The organism is Comamonas sp. MYb21 (assembly GCF_037479395.1).
Classification (GTDB): domain Bacteria; phylum Pseudomonadota; class Gammaproteobacteria; order Burkholderiales; family Burkholderiaceae_C; genus Comamonas.
In genome coordinates, this window is record NZ_JBBGZC010000002.1 from 161,701 (window position 1) to 185,686 (window position 23,986).

General features: G+C 64.3%; 15 protein-coding genes and 1 tRNA gene. 4 read left to right on the plus strand and 12 right to left on the minus strand.

Features of this window, described 5'->3' with window-relative positions:
• Window positions 1-19: 19 nt before the first annotated feature.
• Window positions 20-3,889 (minus strand): response regulator, encoded by a 3,870-nt coding sequence (locus WH367_RS03665; RefSeq protein WP_339534305.1) that lies wholly within the window; start codon window positions 3,887-3,889, stop codon window positions 20-22.
• Between the two features lie 384 nt (window positions 3,890-4,273).
• Between WH367_RS03665 and ffh the strand changes: the two genes are divergently transcribed.
• Window positions 4,274-5,653 (plus strand): signal recognition particle protein, encoded by a 1,380-nt coding sequence (gene ffh / locus WH367_RS03670; protein ID WP_021026457.1) that lies wholly within the window; start codon window positions 4,274-4,276, stop codon window positions 5,651-5,653.
• Window positions 5,654-5,730: 77 nt separating this feature from the next.
• Here ffh and selD read toward each other — a convergent pair whose 3' ends face one another.
• A complete protein-coding gene (gene selD / locus WH367_RS03675) occupies window positions 5,731-6,798 on the minus strand; it encodes a selenide, water dikinase SelD (RefSeq protein WP_339534307.1) in 1,068 nt (355 codons plus the stop codon).
• 289 nt (window positions 6,799-7,087) lie between these two features.
• On the opposite strand from selD, the gene WH367_RS03680 reads away from it, so the two are divergent.
• Window positions 7,088-8,131, plus strand: coding sequence for an acyltransferase family protein (locus WH367_RS03680; protein ID WP_339534309.1), 1,044 nt, complete (start codon window positions 7,088-7,090; stop codon window positions 8,129-8,131).
• 1 nt (window position 8,132) lies between these two features.
• Entirely contained in the window at window positions 8,133-9,257 is a 1,125-nt protein-coding gene (locus WH367_RS03685) for an acyltransferase family protein (protein ID WP_339534311.1), read from the plus strand.
• Window positions 9,258-9,516: 259 nt separating this feature from the next.
• Here WH367_RS03685 and WH367_RS03690 read toward each other — a convergent pair.
• The 7 genes from WH367_RS03690 to fdnG all read right to left on the minus strand — a co-directional run bounded on the left by WH367_RS03690 (window position 9,517) and on the right by fdnG (window position 18,937).
• Window positions 9,517-9,612: transfer RNA gene (locus WH367_RS03690), tRNA-Sec, on the minus strand.
• An 89-nt stretch (window positions 9,613-9,701) separates the two neighbouring features.
• Window positions 9,702-11,627 (minus strand): selenocysteine-specific translation elongation factor, encoded by a 1,926-nt coding sequence (selB, locus tag WH367_RS03695; protein WP_339534313.1) that lies wholly within the window; start codon window positions 11,625-11,627, stop codon window positions 9,702-9,704.
• A complete protein-coding gene (selA, locus tag WH367_RS03700) occupies window positions 11,624-13,051 on the minus strand; it encodes an L-seryl-tRNA(Sec) selenium transferase (protein ID WP_339534315.1) in 1,428 nt (475 codons plus the stop codon). Before selA ends, selB begins: the two co-directional genes overlap by 4 nt.
• Before the next feature lie 109 nt (window positions 13,052-13,160).
• Entirely contained in the window at window positions 13,161-14,126 is a 966-nt protein-coding gene (gene fdhE, locus WH367_RS03705; protein WP_339534317.1) for a formate dehydrogenase accessory protein FdhE, read from the minus strand.
• Window positions 14,127-14,264: 138 nt separating this feature from the next.
• Window positions 14,265-14,927, minus strand: a complete 663-nt coding sequence (locus WH367_RS03710) for a formate dehydrogenase subunit gamma (RefSeq protein WP_312989602.1) — start codon at window positions 14,925-14,927, stop codon at window positions 14,265-14,267.
• On the minus strand, window positions 14,924-15,865 hold the full coding sequence (gene fdxH / locus WH367_RS03715; protein WP_021026451.1) for a formate dehydrogenase subunit beta: 942 nt from the start codon (window positions 15,863-15,865) through the stop codon (window positions 14,924-14,926). Before fdxH ends, WH367_RS03710 begins: the two co-directional genes overlap by 4 nt.
• Before the next feature lie 9 nt (window positions 15,866-15,874).
• The gene (gene fdnG / locus WH367_RS03720; RefSeq protein WP_339534319.1) at window positions 15,875-18,937 is read right to left on the minus strand and encodes a formate dehydrogenase-N subunit alpha; all 3,063 of its coding nucleotides are present in this window, start codon (window positions 18,935-18,937) and stop codon (window positions 15,875-15,877) included.
• A gap of 238 nt (window positions 18,938-19,175) precedes the next feature.
• Between fdnG and WH367_RS03725 the strand changes: the two genes are divergently transcribed.
• The gene (locus WH367_RS03725) at window positions 19,176-19,751 is read left to right on the plus strand and encodes a C40 family peptidase (RefSeq protein ID WP_339534321.1); all 576 of its coding nucleotides are present in this window, start codon (window positions 19,176-19,178) and stop codon (window positions 19,749-19,751) included.
• A gap of 61 nt (window positions 19,752-19,812) precedes the next feature.
• Here WH367_RS03725 and WH367_RS03730 read toward each other — a convergent pair whose 3' ends face one another.
• From WH367_RS03730 to WH367_RS03740, 3 genes are read right to left on the minus strand one after another with little or no spacing between them, the layout of a single operon-like run.
• A complete protein-coding gene (locus WH367_RS03730) occupies window positions 19,813-20,478 on the minus strand; it encodes a DUF1266 domain-containing protein (RefSeq protein WP_339517297.1) in 666 nt (221 codons plus the stop codon).
• The gene (locus WH367_RS03735; protein ID WP_339534323.1) at window positions 20,475-21,632 is read right to left on the minus strand and encodes a hypothetical protein; all 1,158 of its coding nucleotides are present in this window, start codon (window positions 21,630-21,632) and stop codon (window positions 20,475-20,477) included. The genes WH367_RS03730 and WH367_RS03735 overlap by 4 nt, the downstream gene beginning before the upstream one ends.
• Before the next feature lie 8 nt (window positions 21,633-21,640).
• Window positions 21,641-23,941 (minus strand): hypothetical protein, encoded by a 2,301-nt coding sequence (locus tag WH367_RS03740; protein ID WP_339534324.1) that lies wholly within the window; start codon window positions 23,939-23,941, stop codon window positions 21,641-21,643.
• Between the last annotated feature and the right edge of the window lie 45 nt (window positions 23,942-23,986).

The following is a 23,986-nucleotide window of genomic DNA, read 5'->3' on the forward strand; positions in this document are numbered from 1 at the left end:
GGGGCTGGTAGCCAGAAGGTCAAGGCAGGATCTGTTCGAGCCGCTCGATCGCCGCCAGCGCGGCCTCGCCATCCAGGTCTTCCACATGCTGCAGGATCTGCTGGAGCAGCGGCGTCCAGCGCGCCGTGGGGCTGGCCAGGAGCATGCGTTCGAGCTCGCTGACGGCGGCATAGTCGCCATCGGCCACCAGGCGCTTGAGGTGCTTGAGGTCCTGGCGCAGGCTGGTGGCAGCGGGCGGGCTGGCCGCAGGCGCGGCGTCCAGCGCTGCGCTCGGCGGGGCCGGTGGATGCTGGCGCGTGGCCAGGCCTTGCAGCAGTGTCTGCAGCTGGGCGGCAAACTCGGAGGTCTCGGCATGCAGCAGGCGCTGGGGCTGCGCTGCGGGCGGCGGGGCCTGCGTCCACTCCCGGGCCTGGCTCTCGATGGTTTCGGCCGCCTGGACCAGGGCCGTGGCATCGAGGTAGCCCAGCGCCCCCTTGAGCGAATGGGCGAGCATCGACAGCGGCTCCCAGGATGACTGCTGCACATGCAGCACCAGGGTCTGGGGGGCGTCGGCAAAGTCGCGGTAGAAGCCGGCCAGCACCCGTTCGACCCGCTCGGCATTGCCATGGAAGCGCTGCAGCATCTTGGCGTGGTTGATGCCGGGCGTGGCTGCCACGCGGGCCTCGTCGCGCAGGAATTCGGACTCGGGTGCATCCGGCGTATCGGCGCCGTTGCCGGGGCCTGCGATCCATTCGCTCAGCGTTTCGTACAGCTTGCGCTCGTCAATGGGCTTGGTCAGGTGGGCGTTCATGCCCGCTTCTTCAATGGCGCTGCGGTCCTCGACGCGGGCCTGCGCGGTCAGCGCAATCACCGGCAGCTGCTGCAGATGGGGCAGCTGGCGCAGCGCGCGCGTGGCATCCAGCCCATCCATCTGCGGCATGTGCACATCCATCAGCACGGCGTCGTAGTGGTGGTGCTCGAGCATGCTGAGCGCCTCGGCGCCATTGGTGGCCAGGCTCACCTGCACGCCGACCAGGCTGAGGAAGTCGGCAGCCACCTCGCGGTTGAGGGCGTTGTCATCGACCACCAGAACATTCTTGCCATGCAGGTGGGGGTAGAGCTGGATCGGGTTGGTGTGCAGCGCCTGCGGCTGGCCCGGCGTGTCGGGCAGGGCGCGCCGCGAGAGGCCGCCGCCCTGCGACTGCAAGGCCTCCAAGATGGCATTGAACAGCACCGATTGGGTCACCGGCTTGATCAGCAGGCCTTGCAGGTGCAGCTCTTCAGCCTTGCGCATGACCTCGTCACGGCCGTAGGCGGTCACCATCAGCACCGCCGGGGTGGCCGAGAGGTGTTCTTCCTCGCGGATGCGGCGCGCCACCTCCAGCCCGTCCATGCCTGGCATGCGCCAGTCCATCAGCACCAGGCCATAGGGCGTGCCCACGCGGGAGGCGAGCTGCAGATCGGACAAGGCCTGCTCGCCCGAATCCACCGTGTCGGCGCGCATGCCAAAACCGCGCACCATCTCGGCCAGGATGTCGCGTGCGCTGGCGTTGTCGTCGACGATCAGCACGCGGTCCACCGGCGTGCCGTGGTAGCGGGCTGGTTTGGGCGCCTGCTGCAGCTGGGCGGGGTGCAGCTGCACCGAGAAGTAGAAGGTGCTGCCCAGCCCCGGGCTGCTCTCGACCTTGAGCTCGCCCCCCATCTGGCCCACCAGGCGCTGGCAGATGGCCAGGCCCAGGCCCGAGCCGCCATAGCGCCGCGTGGTCTGGCTGTCGGCCTGCGAGAAGGGGCGGAACAGCTGGCTCATCTGGGCCGGGCTCATGCCGATGCCCGTGTCCTTGACGGTGATCTCCAGCCCGATCTTGCCCGGGACCACGGGGCGGTTGCCGGCGGTCTCGGTGGTCTGGATGCTGATGACCACCTCACCCAAGTGGGTGAACTTGATGGCATTGCTCACCAGGTTGTTGAGCACCTGGCTCAGGCGCAGCGGGTCACCGCTCAGCTGCCGGGGCACATCGGGCGCGACCGAGTAGACCACCTCGATGCCTTTTTCCTCGGCGCGCAAGGTGGTGACGGCCGAGACGGTCTCGAGCACATCGTCGAGCGCGAACTCCACGTTCTCCAAGGTGAGCATGCCCGCCTCGATCTTGGAGAAATCCAGGATGTCATTGATCACCGACAGCAGTGCGTTGGCCGACAGCTCCACCTTCTCCAGGTAGTTGCGCTGCTTGGGCAGCAGCGGGGTCTGCTGGATCAGGCGCGTCATGCCGATGACGGTGTTCATCGGCGTGCGGATCTCGTGGCTCATCGTGGCCAGGAACTCGGACTTGGCGCGTTCGGCCGCTTCGGCCATTTCCTTGGCTTTTTGCAGCGCCAGCTCGGCCTCGCGCTCGCGCGTGATATCGAGCATGATGCCGTCCCAGATCGTGCCCGCTTCCTGGCGGCTGGGTGCCGAGCGGCAGCGCAGCCAGCGCAGGCTGCCATCGGGGCGGATGATGCGAAAGCTGCAGTCAAACAGGCTCAGGTGCTCCAGCGCCTCGCGCTGCTGCTGACGGTACATCGCCAGATCTGCCGGGTGGATGGTTTTGATATAGGCCGCGTTGTCGGCCATGATGGCCTGCGCGCTCACGCCGATGAGCTTTTCGATACCGGCGCTGATGTAACTCATGCGCAAGGTCGTGGCCGTGCCTTCGACGCGGTAGATCGCGCCACTGGGCAGGTTGTCGGCCAGTGCCTCCAGCCGCTGGCGCGCCTGTTCGCGCTCGGACAGATCCTGCAGCGTGCCGCTGAGGCTGACGATGCGGCCGCTGCTGTCATAGTCGGCCTGGCCCAGGATGCTGGCCGGGAACTGGCCGCCATCGGGCGTGTAATGGGTCACATCGAGCCGGTAGGGCTGGCCGGTCTGGGCGCATTGGGCAATGGCCGCGGCCACCTTGGCATAGTCCTGCGGCGGCATCATGTGGGCGATGTTGTCCTGGGTCAGCTTGGGCCCCTGCGGGTCCAGGCCATTCATCTCGTACATCATCTCCGAGGCCTCGATCTCACCGCTGGCCAGGTCCAGCGTCCAGCTGCCGATGCGCGAGAGCCGCTCGGCGCGGCGCAGCGAGTCATAGCTTTGGCGCAGCTGGTTTTCCGATTCGCGCATCTGCGTCGTGTCACGCGAAATGCCCAAGAGGCCGATGACCTCGCCATGCTCGTTGCGGTACTGGCTCTTGATGGACTGGAAGCTGAGCCGGCGCCCCTCGATCAGCGCATGTGACTCCGACACCACCGGCGTGCTGCTCCGGTAAACGGCGGCATCGTCGTCGGCAAAATTGTTGTGGCCCCCGAGGATTTCGGCATCGGTCTTGCCAATCAGTCCCCCGGGCGGCATCTGCGTGATGGCCTCGGCCGCGGGGTTGGCGAACACATAGCGGCCCTGGCGGTCTTTGACAAAGACGATGTCCGAGGTGCCGCGCATCACCGCATCGAGCAGGTGGGTGGAATGGCGCCACTGCTGGGTGCTTTTCTCGACCTGCTGCTCGAGCGCGGCATTGAGCAGCTGAATTTCCTGGTCGCGGCGCATGCGCTCGGTGATGTCGTGGGAGATGGTGAAAAAGCGCTTCTCGCCATCCACCAGCTGGCAGGTGATGTGCACCTCGACGGGAAAGCAGGAGCCGTCCTTGCGCTGGTGGGTGTTGGTGGCCACGGTGTGTTCACCGGGCTCCATTTTCTGCCACAGGGCCAGCAACTCCTCCTGTGTGTAGTCCAGCGCAAAATCGGCCACCGTCAGGGCCATCAGCTCTGCCAGGCTGTAGCCCATCTCCCGGTAGGCCTGGGTATTGACATCCAGGATCCGGCCTTGCGTATCGGTCACGAAGAAGGCGTCCGAGAAATGGTCTAGCAAGTGGCGATACGGCGTATCTGGCATCGGTGATCCTGGTCAAAGAAAGCGCCACCTCAGGGTGGCGGGCAGGGCTTTGGCATTGCAGCTGGCCATGCCAGCGGGGGCAGGCGCAGGCCGCAGCTGCATTGTCGCGGCTTCGGGCCTGCATGTGCGCAGCCTCAAAGGCTAAATTCGTTTGGCGCTTCACGGTCAAACATTTACCTATTGTAGGGAGCGGGCCATAGTTTCTTGCGCTCGCGGGCAGGCTGCCAGCCCTGGCCCCGCGTCAGTTTTGGGGTGAGCGGGTAGAATCAAAGGTTTGCAGGGCTGTGGCTTACAGCCCCTGGCGCCAGTCGTTTTTAGCCCGGGCTCCGGCCAGCGGCTACCGCTGGGCGCCCCCTTTGCCACGATTACTCAAGACTCCACCCTATGGCTTCCGCACTGACCGATAAACTCTCGCGCCTCGTCAAGGAAATGCGTGGCCAGGCCCGTATCACCGAATCCAATGTCCAGGACATGCTGCGTGAAGTGCGCATGGCCCTCTTGGAGGCGGATGTGGCCTTGCCCGTGGTGCGCGACTTCATTGCCCGCGTCAAGGAAAAAGCGCTGGGCCAGGAAGTGCTGGGCAGCCTCAAGCCGGGCCAGACCCTGGTGTCGATCGTCAACAAGGAACTGGCCGCCACGATGGGCGAGGGCGTGGCCGACATCAACCTGCAGGCCCAGCCGCCGGCGGTGATCCTGATGGCCGGCCTGCAAGGTGCCGGTAAGACGACCACCACGGCCAAGCTGGCCAAGCACCTGATCGAGCGGCGCAAGAAAAAGGTGCTGACCGTCTCGGGAGACGTCTACCGCCCCGCCGCTATCGAGCAGCTCAAGACCGTGACCCAGCAGGCGGGCGCGGAATGGTTCCCCAGCACGCCCGACCAAAAGCCGTTGGATATTGCCAACGCGGCGCTCGATTACGCCAAGAAGCACTACTTTGATGTGCTCCTGGTCGATACCGCCGGCCGCCTGGCCATCGACGAAGTGCTGATGACCGAAATCCAGCAATTGCATGCGGCCTTGAAGCCGGTCGAGACCTTGTTCGTCGTCGATGCGATGCAGGGCCAGGACGCGATCAATACCGCCAAGGCCTTCAAGGAGGCGCTGCCGCTCACCGGTATCGTGCTGACCAAGCTCGACGGTGACTCGCGCGGCGGTGCGGCGCTGTCGGTGCGCCAGATCACCGGCGCGCCCATCAAGTTCGCCGGTGTGTCCGAAAAGCTCGATGGCCTGGAAGTGTTCGACGCAGAGCGCCATGCGCAGCGCGTGCTGGGCATGGGCGATATCGTGGCCCTGGTCGAGCAGGTCTCCAAGGGCGTGGACATGGAGGCGGCCCAGAAGATGGCCGAGAAGATCAAGTCCGGCGACGGCTTTGATCTGAACGACTTCCTGGGCCAGCTCCAGCAGATGAAGCAGATGGGGGGCCTGTCGACCCTGATGGACAAGCTGCCCTCGGAGCTGGCGGGCAAGGCCGGCAAGGTCGATATGGACAAGGCCGAGCGCGAAGTGCGCCGCAAGGAAGGCATCATCTGCTCGATGACCCCCTATGAGCGCGCCAAGCCCGAATTCATCAAGGCCACGCGCAAGAAGCGCATTGCCGCTGGCGCTGGCGTGCAGGTGCAAGAGGTCAACCGCCTGCTCAACGAGTTTGGCCAGATGCAGCAGATGATGAAGAAGATGAAGGGCGGCGGCCTGATGAAGATGATGAAGAAGATGGGCGGCATGAAGGGCATGATGGGCGGCGGCATGCCCAAGCTGCCGTTCTAAGCACATACCGGCGTTATCGCGCCCCCACCAACAACGCCTGCATCAAGCAGGCGTTTTTGCATTCAGGCGCTGCGCTGTTACGACACCACAACCTGCGCCTCGCCCGCCTGCATCTGGCCGACGACGCAGGCATCGCCAAAGCCCTGGGATTTGAAGATGTCCAGCACCTGGCCAACAGCCTCCGGCGTGCAGGAGACCAGCAGGCCGCCAGAGGTCTGTGGGTCGGTCAGCAGGCTGCGCATCGCATCGGGCACTTTTGCGCCCATTGCCACATCGCTGCCGTAGGACGCCCAGTTGCGTCCCGAGGCGCCAGTCACCACGCCTTGCTGGGCAAGATCGAGGACGCCGGGCAGCAGTGGCAGCGCTTGGCTGTCGATCACGGCTGTGAGCTGCGCGCCGCGCGCCAGCTCCAGCGTGTGGCCCAGCAGGCCAAAGCCGGTGACATCGGTCAACGCATGCACATCGGCCAGCTGCGCCAGCGCGGCACCGGGCCGGTTGAGCTGGGTGGTGGTGCGCACCATGCTGGCGTAGTCACTGTCGCTGAGCAGGCCTTTCTTCAGCGCGGCCGATTGGATGCCGACGCCGATGGCCTTGCCCAGGATCAGCACATCGCCCGCCTGGGCATCGCGGTTGCGCTTGAGCTGCGCCGGGTTGACGATGCCGATACCGACCAGGCCATAGATGGGCTCGACCGAGTCGATCGAGTGGCCGCCGGCCAGCGGAATGCCGGCATCGCGGCAGACGGACTCGCCGCCTTCCAGAATCTTGGCAATGACATCATGGGGCAGCACATTGATCGGCATGCCGACAATGGCCAGCGCCATCAGCGGCGTGCCGCCCATCGCGTAGATGTCCGACAGCGCATTGGTCGCAGCAATGCGGCCAAAGTCATAGGGGTCATCGACGATGGGCATGAAGAAATCGGTGGTCGCGACAATCGCCTGCGTGTCGTTGATCTGGTAGACCGCCGCGTCATCCGCCGTCTCGGTGCCCACCAGCAGCTGCGCATAGAACTGCTTGGGCACCGCACTGCGGCTCATCAGATCGGCCAGCACCCCAGGGGCAATCTTGCAGCCGCAGCCGCCGCCATGCGACAGCGAGGTCAGGCGTGGCGAGGTGGGCAGGGGGGCGGTGGGGGCATTCATACGGGCATCCTCAGGGCTAACAGACTGGCGAGAAAAGCGGTGCCGCCCATGGCGGCCCACCATTATCGGCATTTGGCTGGCGGGCGTGCACCATGCTGCCTTGCGCGTGAGGGGCAAAGCGGCAGCAATCGCCGATGGGGCCAAAAGTGGCCGCGATGAATTCAATGCCATCTTGGCTGTGGCAACCAGACAGTTTAAAAGTGAGCATCGATAGTCGTCAGGGAAGCGCTGACCCGTGTCGCATCGGGTATGCTCTCAGATTTTTCTGCGAGATCCTATCGAGACGGGGATGCGAGAGAATAACTTTGACCTGCTGCGACTGATGGCGGCCCTGGGCGTTTTCTGGGCCCATGGCTCGCTCTTCTACGACCTGCAGATCACCCCATTTTTCAACAATACCTACAGCATGGGCTCGCTGTCGGTCTATGTCTTTTTCTTCATCAGCGGCTATCTCAATGTCCAAAGCTGGAGCCGAACGGCGCAATGGACTGCGTTTGGCATCAAACGGGCGCTGAGAATTTTCCCTGGGCTGCTGGCGGCAGCCTTCATATCCGTGTTTGTCATTGGTGGGCTCATGACGACGCTGGATCTGAAAAGCTTTCTGTCTTCGGGGCAGACCTGGGGGTTGTTTGTCAACTATGGAACTGGCCTTGCGACACTCAATGACCTCCCCGGGGTGTTTGCGCACAATCCAATTCAGAACGCGGTAAACGGCTCGCTGTGGACCATCAAGTACGAGGTCTTGATGTATGTGCTGCTGGTTTTATTCGGTATGACGCTAGGGCTCTCTCGCCGGATTCTTGTGCTAGTAGTGGCCGTGTCGGCCGCTGCTTTTCTGTTGGTGAAAATTCCCGCGCTGGATGACGGCGCGATCAGCTGGCGAGATTTCTGGCAATTCGCCACCATGTTCTTCGCTGGGGCTGCTTTTAACTACATCCCGGTAGACCGCAGGCTATGGTTGGTACTGCCTATGCTGCTGGGCTCTGTCATTGCCTGTACCGGGACCACGTTGGCGATCGTTCAGGGCGCTGTCTTCCTTTGCCTGCCCGGTGCCGTTTTTCTGCTTGCCTATTGGAAGCCTTTGACCCGCATTCGTCTGCGCCATGATCTGTCTTACGGCATCTACATTTATGCATTCCCGGTGCAGCAGGCCCTCACCGAGATCAGTCTAAGGCATGGGATTTCCAAGCCGATATACATGGTCTTGGCCCTGGTCATCGTGTTGATGCTGGCGCTGGCTTCCTGGGTGTTTATCGAACGCCCGGCCATCGCCTGGTCCCGGTCTCTGGTGCCGCCTACGCGTCGGTCCTCACATCCCCATGTAAAACCGTGAAATGATTAAACAGATACAAATACTCCGGCTGATGGCAGCCCTCTGGGTAGTAGTTTTTCATGGCGCAATACTCGGTATTTTTTCGGATGTGACACCTTGGGTGGCTGCTGTCATCAACTTTGGCTATGCGGGTGTGGATGTTTTCTTCGTCATCAGTGGCGTGATCATGGCGCATTCCACCAAAAATATGGGCCATGGGCCACGCACTGCCACTGCATTTTTGCTGGCTAGATTTTCAAGAATCTATACAGGCTGGTGGCCGGCCATGCTGCTCTACGTCATTTACTTAAAACTAACGCAGCAACTCGATCCCCACATTCAGCTGCAAGCATCTTTTTTTCTCTACTTTTCCGATCTTGCAGGCCTTGTCAGTATTGCCATCTGGTCACTGATGTTTGAGCTGTATTTCTACGTGGTCTTGTCGCTGGTCTTGTTGTTTCCGAAATGGCATCGCCAGCGCTTTATTAAAACTCTGTTTGCGGCACTCGTTGTGCTCAACCTCTACTTGTTGGCGCATCGCTCTGCCGCAGATGGAGGCATCGAGCAAAACTGGATTCAGCTCTTTTATATGGCTCCCCTTGTGGCAGAATTTTTCATGGGCTACTTCCTCTATCAGTACCTGCAACGTCCTTCGCGCGCATCATGGAAGTTGTGGGCCTTGCTGGCTGCAGCATGGATTGCCTTGATTGTCTATTTCATGCCCCATTTTGAAGATTATCCCTATGGTTTGGCCAATTTTCACTATTGGCCTGAGCGCGCAGTATTGATGGGCGGCGCCGCAATGGCGATCGTAGGCATGGCGTTGAAGCTGCCCTCTCCGCGAAGCCAGATCGCACTGGCGCTGGCAAAATTTGGTGATTATTCTTACGCCATCTATTTGCTGCATATCCTGGCATTCAGCATGATGCTGACGCTATTGCCTTGGCACAGCTGGAATAGCCAGGTGCAGCTTTGGATTGTCGTTGGTGTCCTCGTTGCATTGCTACTGGCGTCAGCTGCCTATTACCACTGGGTGGAGCGGCCGGTCTACATGTTTTGCCGCCAAAAAATCAACTACTGGTTGCACCCCACCGTCCCTGCCCAGCCTGTTCTTCAACCACTCTACAAAAATCAACAGCTGCGATAACGCATTCGCAAAGGGTCCTCTGCATAGCCCTCGCCAAGCGGGTTGGGTGCGGATGGGGATAAGACGCAAGGCGTCTTTTGACGGTGGAGCCGTGGGTTAACTATTGCGGAGGAATGCGTCCCTAAGGTGCATGAAGCCAGAAAGCTTGGCCTTGGATTTGAGACATTCCCGGTCAAGCATCAGGACTGGGAACCATGCGCTGCAGTGCTCAGAAGAGCGCTACCTGACTGAGCGCATACCACCTGTACAGAGACCGAGATGGCGGAAGACAGCTGGAGTCGAACCAACCCAGGAGTGGCTGACACCCCTCACCGGGTTTGAAGCCCGGCCGCGCCACCGGGCACGATTGCCTTCCCTGCAACACGTGCGTGTTGGGCAAGATGGCCGATTGTAGCGGCTCTGCGTGGCGCCTGCGGCTGGCGCTGCCGCAGACCCTTGGGTGGCTTAGGACGTAGCGCCTGCCTGCCAGCGCACACCCGGGCGCAGCACATGCGTATCGCGCACGCGGCGGGTGTAGCCTACGCGGTCAAAAAACTCCAGGATCTGGATGGCGCGCTTGCGGCCCAGGGCCGTGGCATCGCGGAAGGCATGGGCCTGCACTTCGCCGCGCTCGGCCTGCTGGGCAAGCTCTGCGGTGAGTGCCGCCAGCGCATCCATGGAGGGGGCGGCATAGAACAGGTCCTTGACCACCTGGAACACGAGGCCCTGGCGCGAGAGCTTTTTGAGCAGCTGGCGCACCAGCTCCTCCCCGGCGCCATGGTCGCGGGCCAGGTCGCGCACCCAGGGCGGGTCAAAGCGGCCTTCGGTGATCGCGGGCATCAAGCGCTGGGCGAGGGCCTGTTCGGCCTCGCTCAGCTGCACCTGGTGGCCGGGCAGGTGCAGCCAGGCGCCGCTGCTGGCGATCTGGCCGGCGGCGATCAGCGCATCGAGCAGGCCGTGGTAGAGGGCATCGTGGGGGCCATGCTGCAGCGCAGGCAGGGCCATGCGGCGCAGCCGGGCTGCGTTGATGCCGGGCTCGTCCGGGGCGACTTCATGAAAGCGGTGCAGCGCCTGCAGCAGCTGGTCTTGCAACGTATGCCAGGCCTGGCTGTCCACCAGCAGCGCATCGCCATCGGGCAGCGGCAGGTGGGTGCAGGTCTCGGCCACGGCCGGTGTCGCCGTGCCAGTCAGCCGTACCAGCTGTGAGCGGGCCAGGCCCAGCGGGGCCTCGGCCAGCAGCGGGCCGGTGTCGGCGGTGTCAATCCAGTGTGCCAGCGCAGCCAGGTAGGCCATGCGGCTGTCGCTGCGGCGCTTGCGGGCGGGGGCGTAGGGGTCGAGCACCATGGCACCGGCAATCGTGCGGTTGGCCTGGGCATTGCGCACGATGACGCGGTCACCGGGCAGCACCAGCGCCGGGGCATCCAGCACCAGCTGGGCCAGTGCTTCGGTGCCTGGGGCCAGGTCGCCATCTTGCAGCAAGGCGATATGGCCGGTGCAGCGCATGGTGCCCAGGTGCAGGTGCACGGCCGACCACTGCGCCAGCGGCGCTGCATCGGCGAGCAGGTGCAGGCGCACATCGATGCGCTGGGTGGTCTGGCGCAGGCGCGCGTCCATGATCCAGTCGCCGCGCGTGATGGCCTCCTTGGCGATGCCCGCCAGGTTCAGTGCGCAGCGCTGGCCGGCCAGGCCGTGTTCGCTCGCCTGGTTCTGCGCATGGATGCTGCGCACACGTACGGGCTCGCCGCTGGCCGAATGCACGAGGCTGTCGCCCACGGCCACCTGGCCATTGAAGACGGTGCCGGTGACCACCGTGCCCTGGCCGGGCAGGCTGAAGACCCGGTCCACCGCCAGGCGGAACAGCCCGCTGTTGGCGCGCTGGGGCATGGCCTGGGCCTGCTGGTGCAGGTGCTGGCGCAGCGCCCAGACGCCCGGGTCATCGGGCAGCGCCGCTGCGGTCTCAAAGATGGGCGCATCGGCCAGGTTGCTGCGGGCCAGGATGGCGGTGATCTCATCGCGCACCTCATCGATGCGGGCGCGCGGCACGCGGTCGACCTTGGTGAGCGCCACCGTGCCCTGGCGTATGCCCAGCAGCTGCAAAATCTCCAGATGCTCCAGCGTCTGGGGCATCACGCCGTCATCGGCGGCCACCACCAGCAGGGCATGGTCAATGCCCACGGCCCCGGCGGCCATGGTGTGCACAAATTTTTCATGGCCGGGCACATCGATGATGCCCAGCACATCGCCATTGGCCAGCGGGGTGTAGGCGTAGCCCAGCTCGATCGAGATGCCGCGCGCCTTTTCTTCCTTCAGCCGGTCGGTCTCCACGCCGGTGAGCGCGCGCACCAGGGTGGTCTTGCCATGGTCGATATGGCCTGCAGTGCCGATGATCATGCCTGGCCGTCCTTGCCGCTGCTGCCCAGCGCCAGCTGCTGCAGGTTGGCGGCAAAGGCGGCCTGGTCAGCGGCTTCGAGGCAGCGCAGATCCAGCCAGAGCGCATCGTCGCGCAGCCGGCCGATCACCGGGCGCGGCAGCTGGCGCAGCGCGGCCTCGAGCTGCTGCAACAGGCGCCCGGCGCGCTTGCGCTCTTGGGGGCGCACGACCAGGCCATGGCTGGGAAGGCTCTCGACGGGCAATGCACCGCTGCCGATCTGGCTGGTCATGGCGGCATGCTCCACCAAATAGTCCGGCCCCAGCAGGCTTTGCAGTGGTGCCTGCAGCGCGATCGCCTGCTGCTCCATGGCGGCAGCCGGACGGGTGAAGAGGCGCAAGGTGGTCAGGCGCTCGGCCAGTTTCTCGGGGTGCAGGTAGAGGCGCAACGTAGGTTCAAGCGCGGCCAGGGTGAGCTTGCCCACGCGCAGCGCACGCTTGAGCGGGTTCTTCTTGATCTGGGCGATCAAGGCCTTGCTGCCGACAATGATGCCGGCCTGCGGGCCGCCCAGCAGCTTGTCGCCGCTGAAGGTCACGACATCGGCGCCAGCCTCGATGGTCTCACGCACGGTCACCTCATAGGGCAGGCCCCAGTCGCGCATATCGACCAGGGTGCCGCTGCCCAGGTCCACGATCAAGGGCAGCTGGCGCGCATGGGCGATGCGGGCCACATCGGCCTCGGTCACCGACTTGGTAAAGCCGCTGATCGCATAGTTGCTGCAATGCACTTTCATCAGCGCAGCGCTGTGCTCGCCCAGCGCGGCTTCGTAGTCCCTCTCATGGGTGCGGTTGGTGGTGCCCACCTCGACCAAGCGGGCGCCGGCGCGCGTCATCACATCGGGGATGCGGAAGGCGCCGCCGATCTCGACCAGCTCACCGCGCGAGACCACCACTTCCTTGTCGCGTGCCAAGGTGGACAGCACCAGCAGTACGGCAGCCGCATTGTTGTTGACGATGGTGGCCGCTTCGGCGCCGGTCAGGCGGCAGACCAGGTCTTCGACCAGGTCATCGCGGTCGCCCCGGCCGCCGTCGGCCAGGTCGTATTCCAGATTGCTGGGGGTCGCCAGCGCCTGCACCACGGCGTCAATAGCCTCTTGCGGCAGCAGCGCGCGGCCCAGGTTGGTGTGCAGCACCGTGCCGGTCAGGTTGTAGACGGCCTTGAGGCGCGGCGCAAACAGCTGCTGCAGCTTTTGCTCGGCAGCGTCCAGCAAGGCATCGGCACCTTCTGCGTTGCTGCCCGCCGCTGCCAGCCAGCGGCTGCGCGCCTCGCCCAGTGCGGCGCGGATGGCCTGCGTGCACTGGGCCTTGCCATAGCTGTCCAACAGCGCAGCGGTGCGCGGGTGCTGCAGCAGCTTGTCAACAGAGGGCAGGTGGGTCGGTGCGTTCATGGGCAAACCAGCTCAAACAGGGGCAGAAATAAAAAAACGATGGGCTGCGGCAGCAGCGCCATCGTCCAGTATGGCATGGTGCCAAAACGTTCAGGTGCTCGGCACGCGCTCAGTGCAGATCGGGCACGCTGCCGTCGGCATCGGCCGCCTGCGGCTCGGCCACGGCCACAAACAGCAGCGGGTTGCCGCTGGCGCGCGAGAACGAGGTCTGCTCGCTCATCAAGAGGTCCAGCATCAGGCTGGCCAGGTCATCGGCCAGCGGCTCGGCCAGCGGGTCTTTTTCCTGGTTGACCAGCTTGCGGTAGCTGCCGCATTCGGTACAGGTCTCTGCCAGCACCACATCCTTGCCGCCTTCCAGACCCTGGTAGCGCACGCCCTTGGTCGATTCGCAGTGGCTGCATTTGACGCGCACCATATGCCATTCGGTGGCGCAGCAGCCGCAGTGCAGGTAGCGGTGGCCGGCCATCTTGCCGCCAATGCGCACCACGCCGGCAACGGGCTCGGTAGCGCAGACCGGGCAGATGGTGGCCGGGTCGGTAAAGGGGATGTCGGCCAGGCGCAGCTGGCTGGCGCGGGTGGCAAACACCACTTGCAGCGCAGCCATCACAAAGGGCGCCAGGCCCACATCGCGCGCGGCCAGCTCCTTGGTCAGCAGGCGCTTGGCCAGCGCATTGCGGTCGTCGGTGCCGCAGCGCTGCAGCTCGCCAATCAGCGGCTGCAAGGCCTCGGGCAGGCCATCGGCACTGGCCAGCTGGCCGAGCATGCCGTCCAGCACCTGGTGCCAGACGGGGTCTAGGTGGTCAGCAGCGGGCAAGAGCGGCGACGAGTACTGCTGGGCCTGGGCGATGGCCGCTGCATCGGGCGCAGCCACCTGCAGGCCCTGGGCTGCTTTGTGCTGGGCATCCACCAGCTTGGCGATGAACAGCAGGTAGTCCGCAATCGGGTTGCCGTCGGCCAGCTGGCGAATGCGCTGGGCTCGGTCAAGAAACAGACTGCTGGTGTTGGGCAGCAGCACGCGTGGAAAACTGGTGTGGTCGAGCGACTCGATCTCACCGGGTTGAAGAATGCGTTGCATACGGGGATTTTCTCAAAAATCAACGCCGATAGTCCTGGCGGGGCTATCGGCGTTGGGGAGCAGGGCAGGGGGCGATGCGGGCAGAGCCTGGCCCGCTGCGGCACAGGGCCGCGGGCCGGAGCAGGCCTGCAAGGCGCATCAGGCGCCGTGCTTGTGGCTGGCGGGTTTGTCCATGTCCGTCGTATCGCCCGTCATGCGGCGGTACCACAGCGGATGGTGAAAGCGCGCCCAGGCGCGGGTCACCGTGCCGCGCGTCATTGCGCGGATCGTGCCCTGGGTCCAGATGGCCGCGTAGATGTGGGCGATGATCAGACCGATCAGGCCAAAGGCCGACAGCGCATGCAGCAGCGCCGCAGCGCGCACCACGTTCACCGGCAGGTTCCACCAGGCGCGCCACATCAGCACGCCGGTGACCAGGAGGCCCGCCATGCACAGCACCAGCATCCAGAACAGCACCTTCTGGCCACCGTTGTACTTGTCCACCGGTGGCATCTTCTCATGCTCGCCGTTGACCAGCGCGGGCACATTCTTGAGCCACTCCACATCGTTCTTGCGGATGATGTTGAGCTGCCAGAAGCGGAAGAACATCAGCACAAAGCCGACGGTCATCACCAGACCGATGTAAGGATGCAGGATACGGGTCCAGGGTCCGCCACCGAACAGGTTCGTCATGAAGAAGAACGAGGGGTGGAAGAACGCCAGGCCCGACAAGGCCAGCAGCACAAAGCTGATCGCGACCACCCAGTGGTTGACGCGTTCGCCAGCGGTGTAGCGTTGGAGATCACGGGTCTTGCTTTTCATCGTCCAGACTCCTCGTGGTGGTCGGCGCCCTTGTCCGCGCGCGCCTTGGCGGCTTCTTCCTCTTCCAGCTCCTCGGGCACTTCGATCGGGCCCTTGGTGATGTAGTGGAAGAAGCTGCCGACAGCGGCCACGCCCAGCGCTGCCAGCGCCAGTGGCTTGGCCACACCCTTCCACAGGCTCACCATGGGGCTGATCGATGGATCATCGGGCAGGCCGTGGTAGAGCGAGGGCTTGTCGTTATGGTGCAGCACATACATCACGTGGGTGCCGCCCACGCCTTGCGGATCGTAGAGGCCAGCCTTGTCAAAGCCGCGCTCCTTCAAGTCGACAATGCGCTCCTCGGCCCGCTCTTGCATGGCGGTCTTGGTGCCAAACATGATCGCGCCGGTCGGGCAGGTCTTGACGCAGGCAGGTTCCTGGCCCACGGCCACGCGGTCCGAGCACAGCGTGCACTTGTAGGCCTTGTGGTCCTTCTTGGAGATGCGCGGAATGTTGAACGGGCAGCCGGTCACGCAGTAGCCGCAGCCCACGCAGTTTTCCTCCTGGAAATCGACGATGCCGTTGGTGTACTGCAGGATGGCACCGGGAGAGGGGCAGGCCTTGAGGCAGCCCGGGTCTTCGCAGTGCATGCAGCCGTCCTTGCGGATCAGCCATTCGAGGTTGCCGGTGGCTTCGTTCTCGTATTCGGAAAACCGCATCACCGTCCAGGAGTTGGCCGTCAGGTCGGTCGGGTTGTCGTAGACCCCGGCCGCTGCCGTGCCCACATCGTCACGCAGATCGTTCCACTCCATGCACGCGGTCTGGCAGGCCTTGCAGCCGATGCACTTGGAGACATCGATCAGCTTGGCCACCTCGCCGCCGTGCGGGCTGCGCACGCTGGGCGATGGGGTGGTGGTGGCGGAGCGGCGCTTGATATCCAATGATTGAAGAGATGACATCGCTGCTCCTTAGATCTTCTCAACCTTCACGAGGAAGGTCTTGAACTCTGGCGTATTGCTGTTGCCATCACCCACAAACGGGGTGAGGGTGTTGGCGAGGAAGCCAGGCTTGGTCAGGCCCTTGAAGCCCCAGTGGATAGGGATACCCACGTGGTGCACCGTCTTGCCTTCGATCTGCATCGGCTTGATGCGCTTGGTCACCACCGCAGCGGCCTTGATGTAGCCCCGCTTGGAGCTGACCTTCACCATGGCGCCCGTCGCAATGCCGATCTCCTTGGCCAGCGCCTCGCCGATCTCGACGAACTGCTCGGGCTGGATGATGGAGTTCAGCAGCGCGTGCTTGGTCCAGTAGTGGAAGTGCTCCGTCAGGCGGTAGGTCGTGCCCACATGCGGGAATTCGTCCGCCTTGCCGAAGGTCTCCCAGATGGCCGGGAAGACGCGGGCGGCCGGGTTGCTGACCGCCTTGTCGTTCTTCGGGTACATCGGGTTGTAGCCCAGCGGGTTGTCGAATGCCTCGTAATGCGTCGGGAACGGACCTTCGTTCATGCCCTTGCGGGCAAAGAAGCGCGCCACCCCTTCAGGGTTCATGATGAACGGGCCGGTGCCGGTCTCGGGCTTGATGGTCGGGCCGTAGTCGGGCACGTCCGCGCCGCCCCAGGTCGAGCCATTCCACTTGACCAAGGTCCGGTTCGGGTTGAAAGGCTTGCCTTCCAGATCCGCCGATGCGCGGTTGTACAGCACGCGGCGGTTGGCCGGCCAGGCCCAGGCCCAGTTCAGCGTGTTGCCAATACCGGTCGGGTCGCTGTTGTCGCGGCGGCCCATCTGGTTGCCCGCCTCGGTCCAGCTGCCCGCCCAGATCCAGCAGCCACTCATCGTGGAGCCATCGTCACGCAGCTCGCCAAAACCGGACAGCTGCTGGCCGGCAGGGCGCAAGACCTTGCCGTCAGGTGCTGTCAGGTCGGTCAGTGCGCGGCCGTTGTACTCCTTGGCAATCTCTTCGGACGAAGGGTGCGCTGGCTGTGCATAAGGCCACCACAGGTTCTGGATCGGATCGGGGAACTTGCCACCGTCCTGCTGGTAGGCGGCCTTCATGCGCAGGTGCAGTGCCGACATGATCGCGATATCGGTCTTGGCCTCGCCTGGGGGCTCGGAAGCCTTCCAGTGCCACTGCAGCACACGCGAAGAACTGACGACCGCGCCATCCTCTTCTGCAAAGCAGGTGGTGGGCAGGCGGAAGACCTCGGTCTGCACCGATGCGGTGTCAATGTCGTTGTACTCGCCGTAGTTCTTCCAGAACTCCGAGGTCTCGGTGGCCAGCGGGTCCATGATCACCAGGAACTTGAGCTTGGCCAGCCCGTCGCGCACACGGCTCTTGTTGGACAGCGCCGCCAGCGGGTTGAAGCCCTGGGCGATGTATCCGTTGACCTTGCCTTCGTTCATCAGCTCGAAAATCTGCAGCATGTCGTACTGCTTGTCGAGCTTGGGCAGGTAGTCGTAGGCCCAGTTGTTGTCCTTGGTCGCCGCCGGTCCCCAGAAAGCCTTCATCAGGCTCACATGGAACTTGGGGTAGTTCTGCCAGTAGCTCATCTGGTTGGCACGCAAAGGCTTTTGCGTGCGCGCGTCGATGTACTTCTGGTAGTCCTGCTCCCCCTGGTTGGCCAAGGTCAGGTAGCCGGGCAGTGCGTTGGACAGCAGGCCCAGGTCGGTCAGGCCCTGGATGTTGGAGTGACCGCGCAAGGCGTTCATGCCACCACCGGCGACACCGATATTGCCCAAGAGCAGCTGCACCATGGCGCCGGTGCGCAGGATCTGCGCGCCGATCGAGTGCTGGGTCCAGCCGAGGGCGTACAGGATGGTCGCTGCACGGCCAGCCTCTGCCGTCGATGCGAGCTTCTCGCAGACATGCAGGAACTTGGCCTGGGGCGTGCCGCAGACGCTCTCGACCTTCTCAGGCGTATAGCTGGCGTAATGGCGCTTGAGCCATTGGTAGACGCAACGCGGGTGCTGCAGGCTTGGGTCGGTCTTGACGTAGCCGTCCTCGCCCAACTCGTAGTCCCAGCTGGCCTTGTCGTAGGTACGCTTTTCGGGGTTGTAGCCCGAGAAGATGCCTTCGTCGAACGCAAAGTCTTCCCGCACGATGAACGTGAAGTCGGTGTAGTTGCGCACGTACTCGTGGTGGATCTTGTCATTCGTCAGCAGGTAGTTGATCACACCGCCGAGGAAAACAATGTCCGAACCGGAGCGGATAGGGGCGTAGAAATCCGCCACCGAAGCCGATCGGTTAAAGCGCGGGTCGACCACCATGAAGTGAGCCTTGTTGTGCTCCTTCGCCTCGGTCACCCATTTGAAGCCGCAGGGGTGGGCTTCAGCGGCATTGCCGCCCATGATCAAAATAACGTCCGCGTTCTTGATGTCGACCCAATGGTTCGTCATCGCTCCACGGCCAAACGTCGGGGCAAGACCTGCCACCGTCGGGCCGTGTCAGACACGGGCTTGGTTATCGAACGCCAACATGCCCCAAGAGCGGGCCACTTTGTAGGTGATGTAACCGGCCTCGTTGCTGGCAGCCGATGCGGCCAGCATGCCGGTCGAGGTCCAACGGTTCACCGTCAGGCCATCATCGGTCTTCTCCAGGAAGTTCGCGTCGCGATCGTCCTTGAGCAGCTTGGTAATGCGGGTCAGGGCCTCATCCCAGGACAGGCGCTTCCACTCGTTGGAGCCGGGCGCGCGGTATTCGGGGTAGAGCAGGCGGTTGGGGCTGTGGACGATGTCCAGCAGCGATGCGCCCTTGGGGCACAGCGTGCCGCGGTTGACGGGATGGTCGGGATCGCCTTCGACGTGGATCACCGAGAGTTTGGCGTTCTTGCCGCCATCGCCCAGCGAGTACATCAAAATGCCGCAGCCAACAGAGCAATACGTGCAGGTTTGCCGTGTCACTGTGCTGCCGACCAGCTTGTACTGACGGACTCCGGCAAGCGCAGTGGCGGGCGAGAAGCCCATCACTGCCAGGCTGGAACCCGCCAGAGTCGAACCAGTCACTTTCATGAACTGGCGTCTGGAGAATTGCACCATGGGGTGTCCTTTCAATGAAGGATGCTTGTTTTCTATGCTTACGACACAAATTGTAGTCTTCTCCCTCTGAAAGCAGAATAGTTGGGCATTCCGGGTATTCAGCACGTTTGACAAATTGGTAAAAATACGAGAGAGGCCGTATCTCCGCGAGAAATACCAATACATTTCACAAACTTGCATGAAATTGTGAATAATATGCTTTATGAATTTCTTGCGGCCTGAATCCAAGGGGGAGACCATGGACCACCAAGACGCGGCTGCGCGCCGTCCCTTTTTGCTCTGGGCGCTGTCGGCATCGGCCCTGCTGGCAGGTTGCGGCTCGTCGCCGCCACGCACGGCGCGGCAAGAAGGCGGGCAGCGCACGGCAGGCGGTACATCGACGTCACCGCGTGTGGACAGCGGCGTGGTGCCCGTCAACTTGGGCTTGAGCGGTGAGCTGCGCGAGGCGCTTTATGCGCGGGTCATGCTGGTGGTCAACACGCCCTACACCTATGGCGGCAACACACCCGAAGGCGGCTTTGACTGCAGTGGCCTGATCCAGTACGCGATCCAGGGCATCACCACGCGCCGCTTGCCGCGCACCACGGCGCAGTGGGCGGGGGTGAGCGCCGAGATCGACCGGCGTGACCTGCAGCGCGGCGATTTTGTGTTCTTCAACACCATGGGCGGGCGCTATTCGCACATGGGTATCTATGCGGGCAATGCGCAGTTTGTGCATGCGCCGTCGAGCGGCGGCGTGGTCAAGACGGTGAGCCTGGCCAATCCCTATTTCTCGCGCCGCTTTACCGAGGCCCGCACGGTATTTGACGCTTGAGAATATTCATTGCCTGAATAAAACAAGCGGCCATTGCCGCAAAAAAAGGTCTGGGGCGCGCTCAACGCCAGGCGTATGCCCCCCAGGGGTGCGAAGCATCCTGCAGCCAGTGCTGCAACTCCTCGTCGCTGATACTGCGGCCCAGCGCGTCCGAGCGGCCCTTGGCCACCCATTGGGCGCGGCCCTGGATATAGGCGCTGCCCAGCTCCTGCCAGCTGCCAAAGCAATCGCGGGCTCGCGCGGCATTGAGCTGCAGCAGCTGCCACTGCTGCTCGGCGCTGATCCAGCCCAGCATGGCGGCGGTACGCACAAAAAAGCTGGCGCGCACGCAGGCAAAGGCCATCGCGGCGCGGGCGTCGTCCCCCGCCTGCAGGCGCTCCACATCCAGGCACCACCAGCGCGTGCGCATGCGCTCGGGCAGCTGCTGTCGCACCTTGGCATCGTCCAGGTCGGTGCGCAGGCCAAAGGCATGCAAGGCCATGGGCCGCAGCGATGCCGCCAGGCTGCTGGTGGGCGCGGGCATGGCGCTGTCGGCAAAGCCATCCTTGAGCGCATGGAAGGCCATCGGGTGGGCCAGCGCCAGCGCCCAGTTCTGCTCGGGTGTGAGCCGGTAGTGGCCCAGCGGGCCCGAGGGCGCAGGTGCCTGGCTGCCCCATTGCCGGCGAAAGGCCCGCACGCATTGCCACACCAGCCACAGCCCGATGGCTGCTACCAGGATCTGGATCATCGCTGTGCCTCCGGCTGTATGCCCGGTGGCATGTTGGCGGGCATCTTGCCCGCCTGCGCCAGGCTGTAGGCCAGCGCAGGCGGCAGCTGCTGGCCAGCCAGCAGGCTGCTGTCATGTGCGGCGGCCAGCCATTGCACCAGCGGTGAGGCCTGGGGCACATGGGCCAGCAGCCTGGGCTGGCGCTGCCACAGCTGCAAATGCTCAGCCTCGCTGTGCAAGCTCTCCACCGCATGCCAGCCCGCCTGGGCACCGGTGGTGCGCAGCAGGCGCATGCCCAGTGCATCGTCGGGCGTGTCTTCGCTGGTGTTCAGCTGGTTCAAAAAGGCAATGACGTCAGCGCGGTAGCGGTCCACCGGCGGGCGGTTTTGCTTGCCCTTGATCTGGTCGATGCGCAGGCGCCCATCGGGCTGCAGCCAGGCATTGATGGTGATGCGCGGCTGGCCCTGGCCGGTGCGGTAGCTGAAGATGCGCATGCGGCCTTGCTCGCAGCCCTCGGCATAGTGCTCGCCATAGCCGCCGCTGAGCTGGCGGCGGTTGGCAAACTGGCCCAGGCAGTGGCGCATCATCTGGCTCTCGTAGGCCATCTCTTCGCGCAGCACGCCGCTGCCGGGCAGCAGTTCGACAAATGCGCCCTGGCTGCCTTGCCAAACCGTCTGCACCGCATGGGGCTGGTGCTGGCGCCAACCGGCCAGTTGCTGGGCCTCGAAAGCCTGGTGCTCCTGCGCCCAGCGCTCCAAGGCCTGCGGGCAGTTGATGCGGGCGAGCTTGCCTTCCAGCGAGGTGCCCTGGCGCGACTGCAAAAATTCCAGCAGCTGGCGCTCCAGCGCCAGCACGCTGTCATGGGCAGGGCTGATCCACCACAGCGCCGAATCGGCCTGCGCTGCCTCGGGGCCGGGTTTGCGCGCCAGCAAGGCCAGCGCCCAGGCCGGTGCGCCAGCGGCATAGCGCTGCTGCAGCGCTTCGGTGGTGGCGATGGCCTGTACGGCCTCGGGCGGCGACTGAAGATTGCCCACCAGGTAGCGGTAGAAATGGTTCTGCAGCCAGGCCGCAATCTCGGGCGTGTCGCCGCGCTCGCGGCTGCGCGCGGCGATGCGGGCCTTGAGCTCGGGCGCGTTGACCACATTGCGCGCCAGGTACACCGTGCTTGAGCGCATGGATGGGCTTACCAGAACTTCCACCAGGGTTTGCCGCCGCCCGCGCCAGGCGCTGCGGTGATCAGCTGGGCATGGAGCTTGTCGATCGTGGTCTGCAGCTTCTCGCGCTCGGCCGCGTCATCGGCAGGCGCGCAGGCCAGCGCCTGCTGGTAGATTTGCAAGGCCTGCTGGTCCGTGCCCGAGGTCTGCATCGCGTCGCCCGCGCGGCGCAGCAGGTAGGGGTTCTGGCGCTGTTCCAGCTCAGGCAGCAGCGCTTGCAGGCGCGGCAGCACCTCGGCGCCATGGGTAGCCGAGTAGTAGTCGAGCTGGTTGAGCAGGCTGCGCAGATAGTCATAGCGCTCGCTGCGCTGCTCGTCCTCATCGAGCTGGCTCCACCACTCGTCCAGGCGCTCCAGCCAGATGCTGTTTTCCACATTGCGGTCTTGCTGGTAGAGCGCGTAGGCCACCTTGGGGAAGTAGTCGCAGGGGCTGTGGCGGCTGTAGCCATGGTCCTGGCTGTAGTGCCACAGCTGCTCAGCGGCACCGATGAGCTGTGCGTAGTTGTCGCTGTCGATATGGGTCGAGACGATGCCGTTGTAGTGCTCGGCAAAGGGGCTGGTCGCAATGCCTTTGGCATGCAGGGCCAGCGCGCCGTCGTAGTTGTCGTCGTTGTAGCGGTACTTGATGGCCAGGTTGTTGCACAGCATTGAGTAGTCGTGCAGGTTGCCATCCTTGTAGCTGCCCTGGCCGGTGGCAAACCAGTGCTCGAAGCGGGCCTGGCCGGTCTCGTAGTAGTGCTTGATCCAGCGCAGCAGCTCGTCGTAGGGCCAGTCGGCGGGCAGCTCTTCGCCCTCGCCGCCAATGGCTTGCATCAGCGCCTCGTCGTCGTCCAGTTGCACGCCCATCGCATAGCACCAGCTGCCGCTGTCGCAGCGGATATAGGGCGACTGCAGCGCGCTGGCCAGGCCCGCCACGCGGGCGCGGCAGACAAACAAACGGTAGGCCAGCTCGCCATTGGCGTACTGGGGGCGCTCGGCCAGGGTTTCCAGGAGCGGCAAGGCCTGCGCATAGTCCTGCTGCTCGAACAGATGGTTACCCTGCAGCAGGCGCCACATCGGGTGGTTGAGCGACTGCTGCTGCACGATGGCGCTGTAGTGCGCAAAGGCCTGCTCGGCATCCATGTCGGCGGGCAGAAACTCAGCGAGGTCCTCGTCCTGCGCGGCGGCCATCAGGGTCAGCGCCCAGTACGGCGCGCCATCCGATTCGCCCAGATGGGCCAGCGCCTGGCGGCAGGCCGCTTCGCGCGATCCGGGGCGGCTGTGCAAGGTGCTCTCAAAGCACATGTGGGCGGCCTCGGGCAGGCGCGCTGCCTGCACCAGCCAGTCGATCAGCAAGGCGCTGCTGCGGTCGTCGCTGTCGCGCACCAGCGCAAAGCGGCCTTCCTGGCCTTTGCTGATGGCGGCATCCAGCGCGCCTTGCTGGTGCAGGCTGCCAGCGGCCAGGCGCGCGAGCTGGGCGCGCGTATCGCGCCAGGCGGCGGGCGAGGCGGTGCTGGGCAGGCTCGCCAGCGTCAGCTCGCTGTGCTGGGCCAGCGCATCCGGGGCCAGCGCAATGATGTCCTCGCCCAGCAGCAGCCAGTCATCGGTGTCGATGTCCTGGCCCGCTTCGGCGCGCTGGAGCTTTTGCAGTGCGTAGTGGCCCAGGTCGCGGGCCGCAGCACTGTTGCCCTTGGCCACTTCGATGCGGCCCAGGCGCGTGGCCAGCATTGCATCGTCCCAGGCGCGCAAGTGGGCGCGGTCGGCCTGCTGGCTTTTGTACTGGTGCTGCTTGCGGCAGATCTGCTCTTGCAGGTCCAGCGCCTGGGCCTGGTGGGCATGGCGGGCCAAGTGGCGCCAGGCACGGTCGGGGTCACCCAGGTCGCCGGCCTGGTCCACGGCCGCCATCGCCTGCGCGATCACGGCGCGGTACTGTTCGGGGGGGAGGTCGGGCACATCCTCGGCAGCATCGGCCTGCAGCATGGCCATCGTGACGGCGGCATCGCGCTGGGCGCCAGCGCTCAGCTCCTGCAGCAGGCGGGCCTGGTGCTGCTGCACGGCGGCAAGGGCCTGGGCGGGCTGGCCGGCCATGCTCCACAGCCGGTAGACGCGGCGCAGCTGGTCCAGGTCTTCGGGCTCCAGCGCGCGCGATGCGAGCTGCTGGGCGGCTGCGGCCTGGCGGGCAGGCCATTCCTGTGTCTCGTCCTCGGTGTTGAACAGCGCATCAACATGGTCCAGAAAGGCGTCAAGCGCCTCGCTGCGCAGTGCGGTGGACGGGTCGGACACGGATGCCATGGTGATGATGCCTTTCTAGTAATAGCGCATCCCTCATGCGCCCCC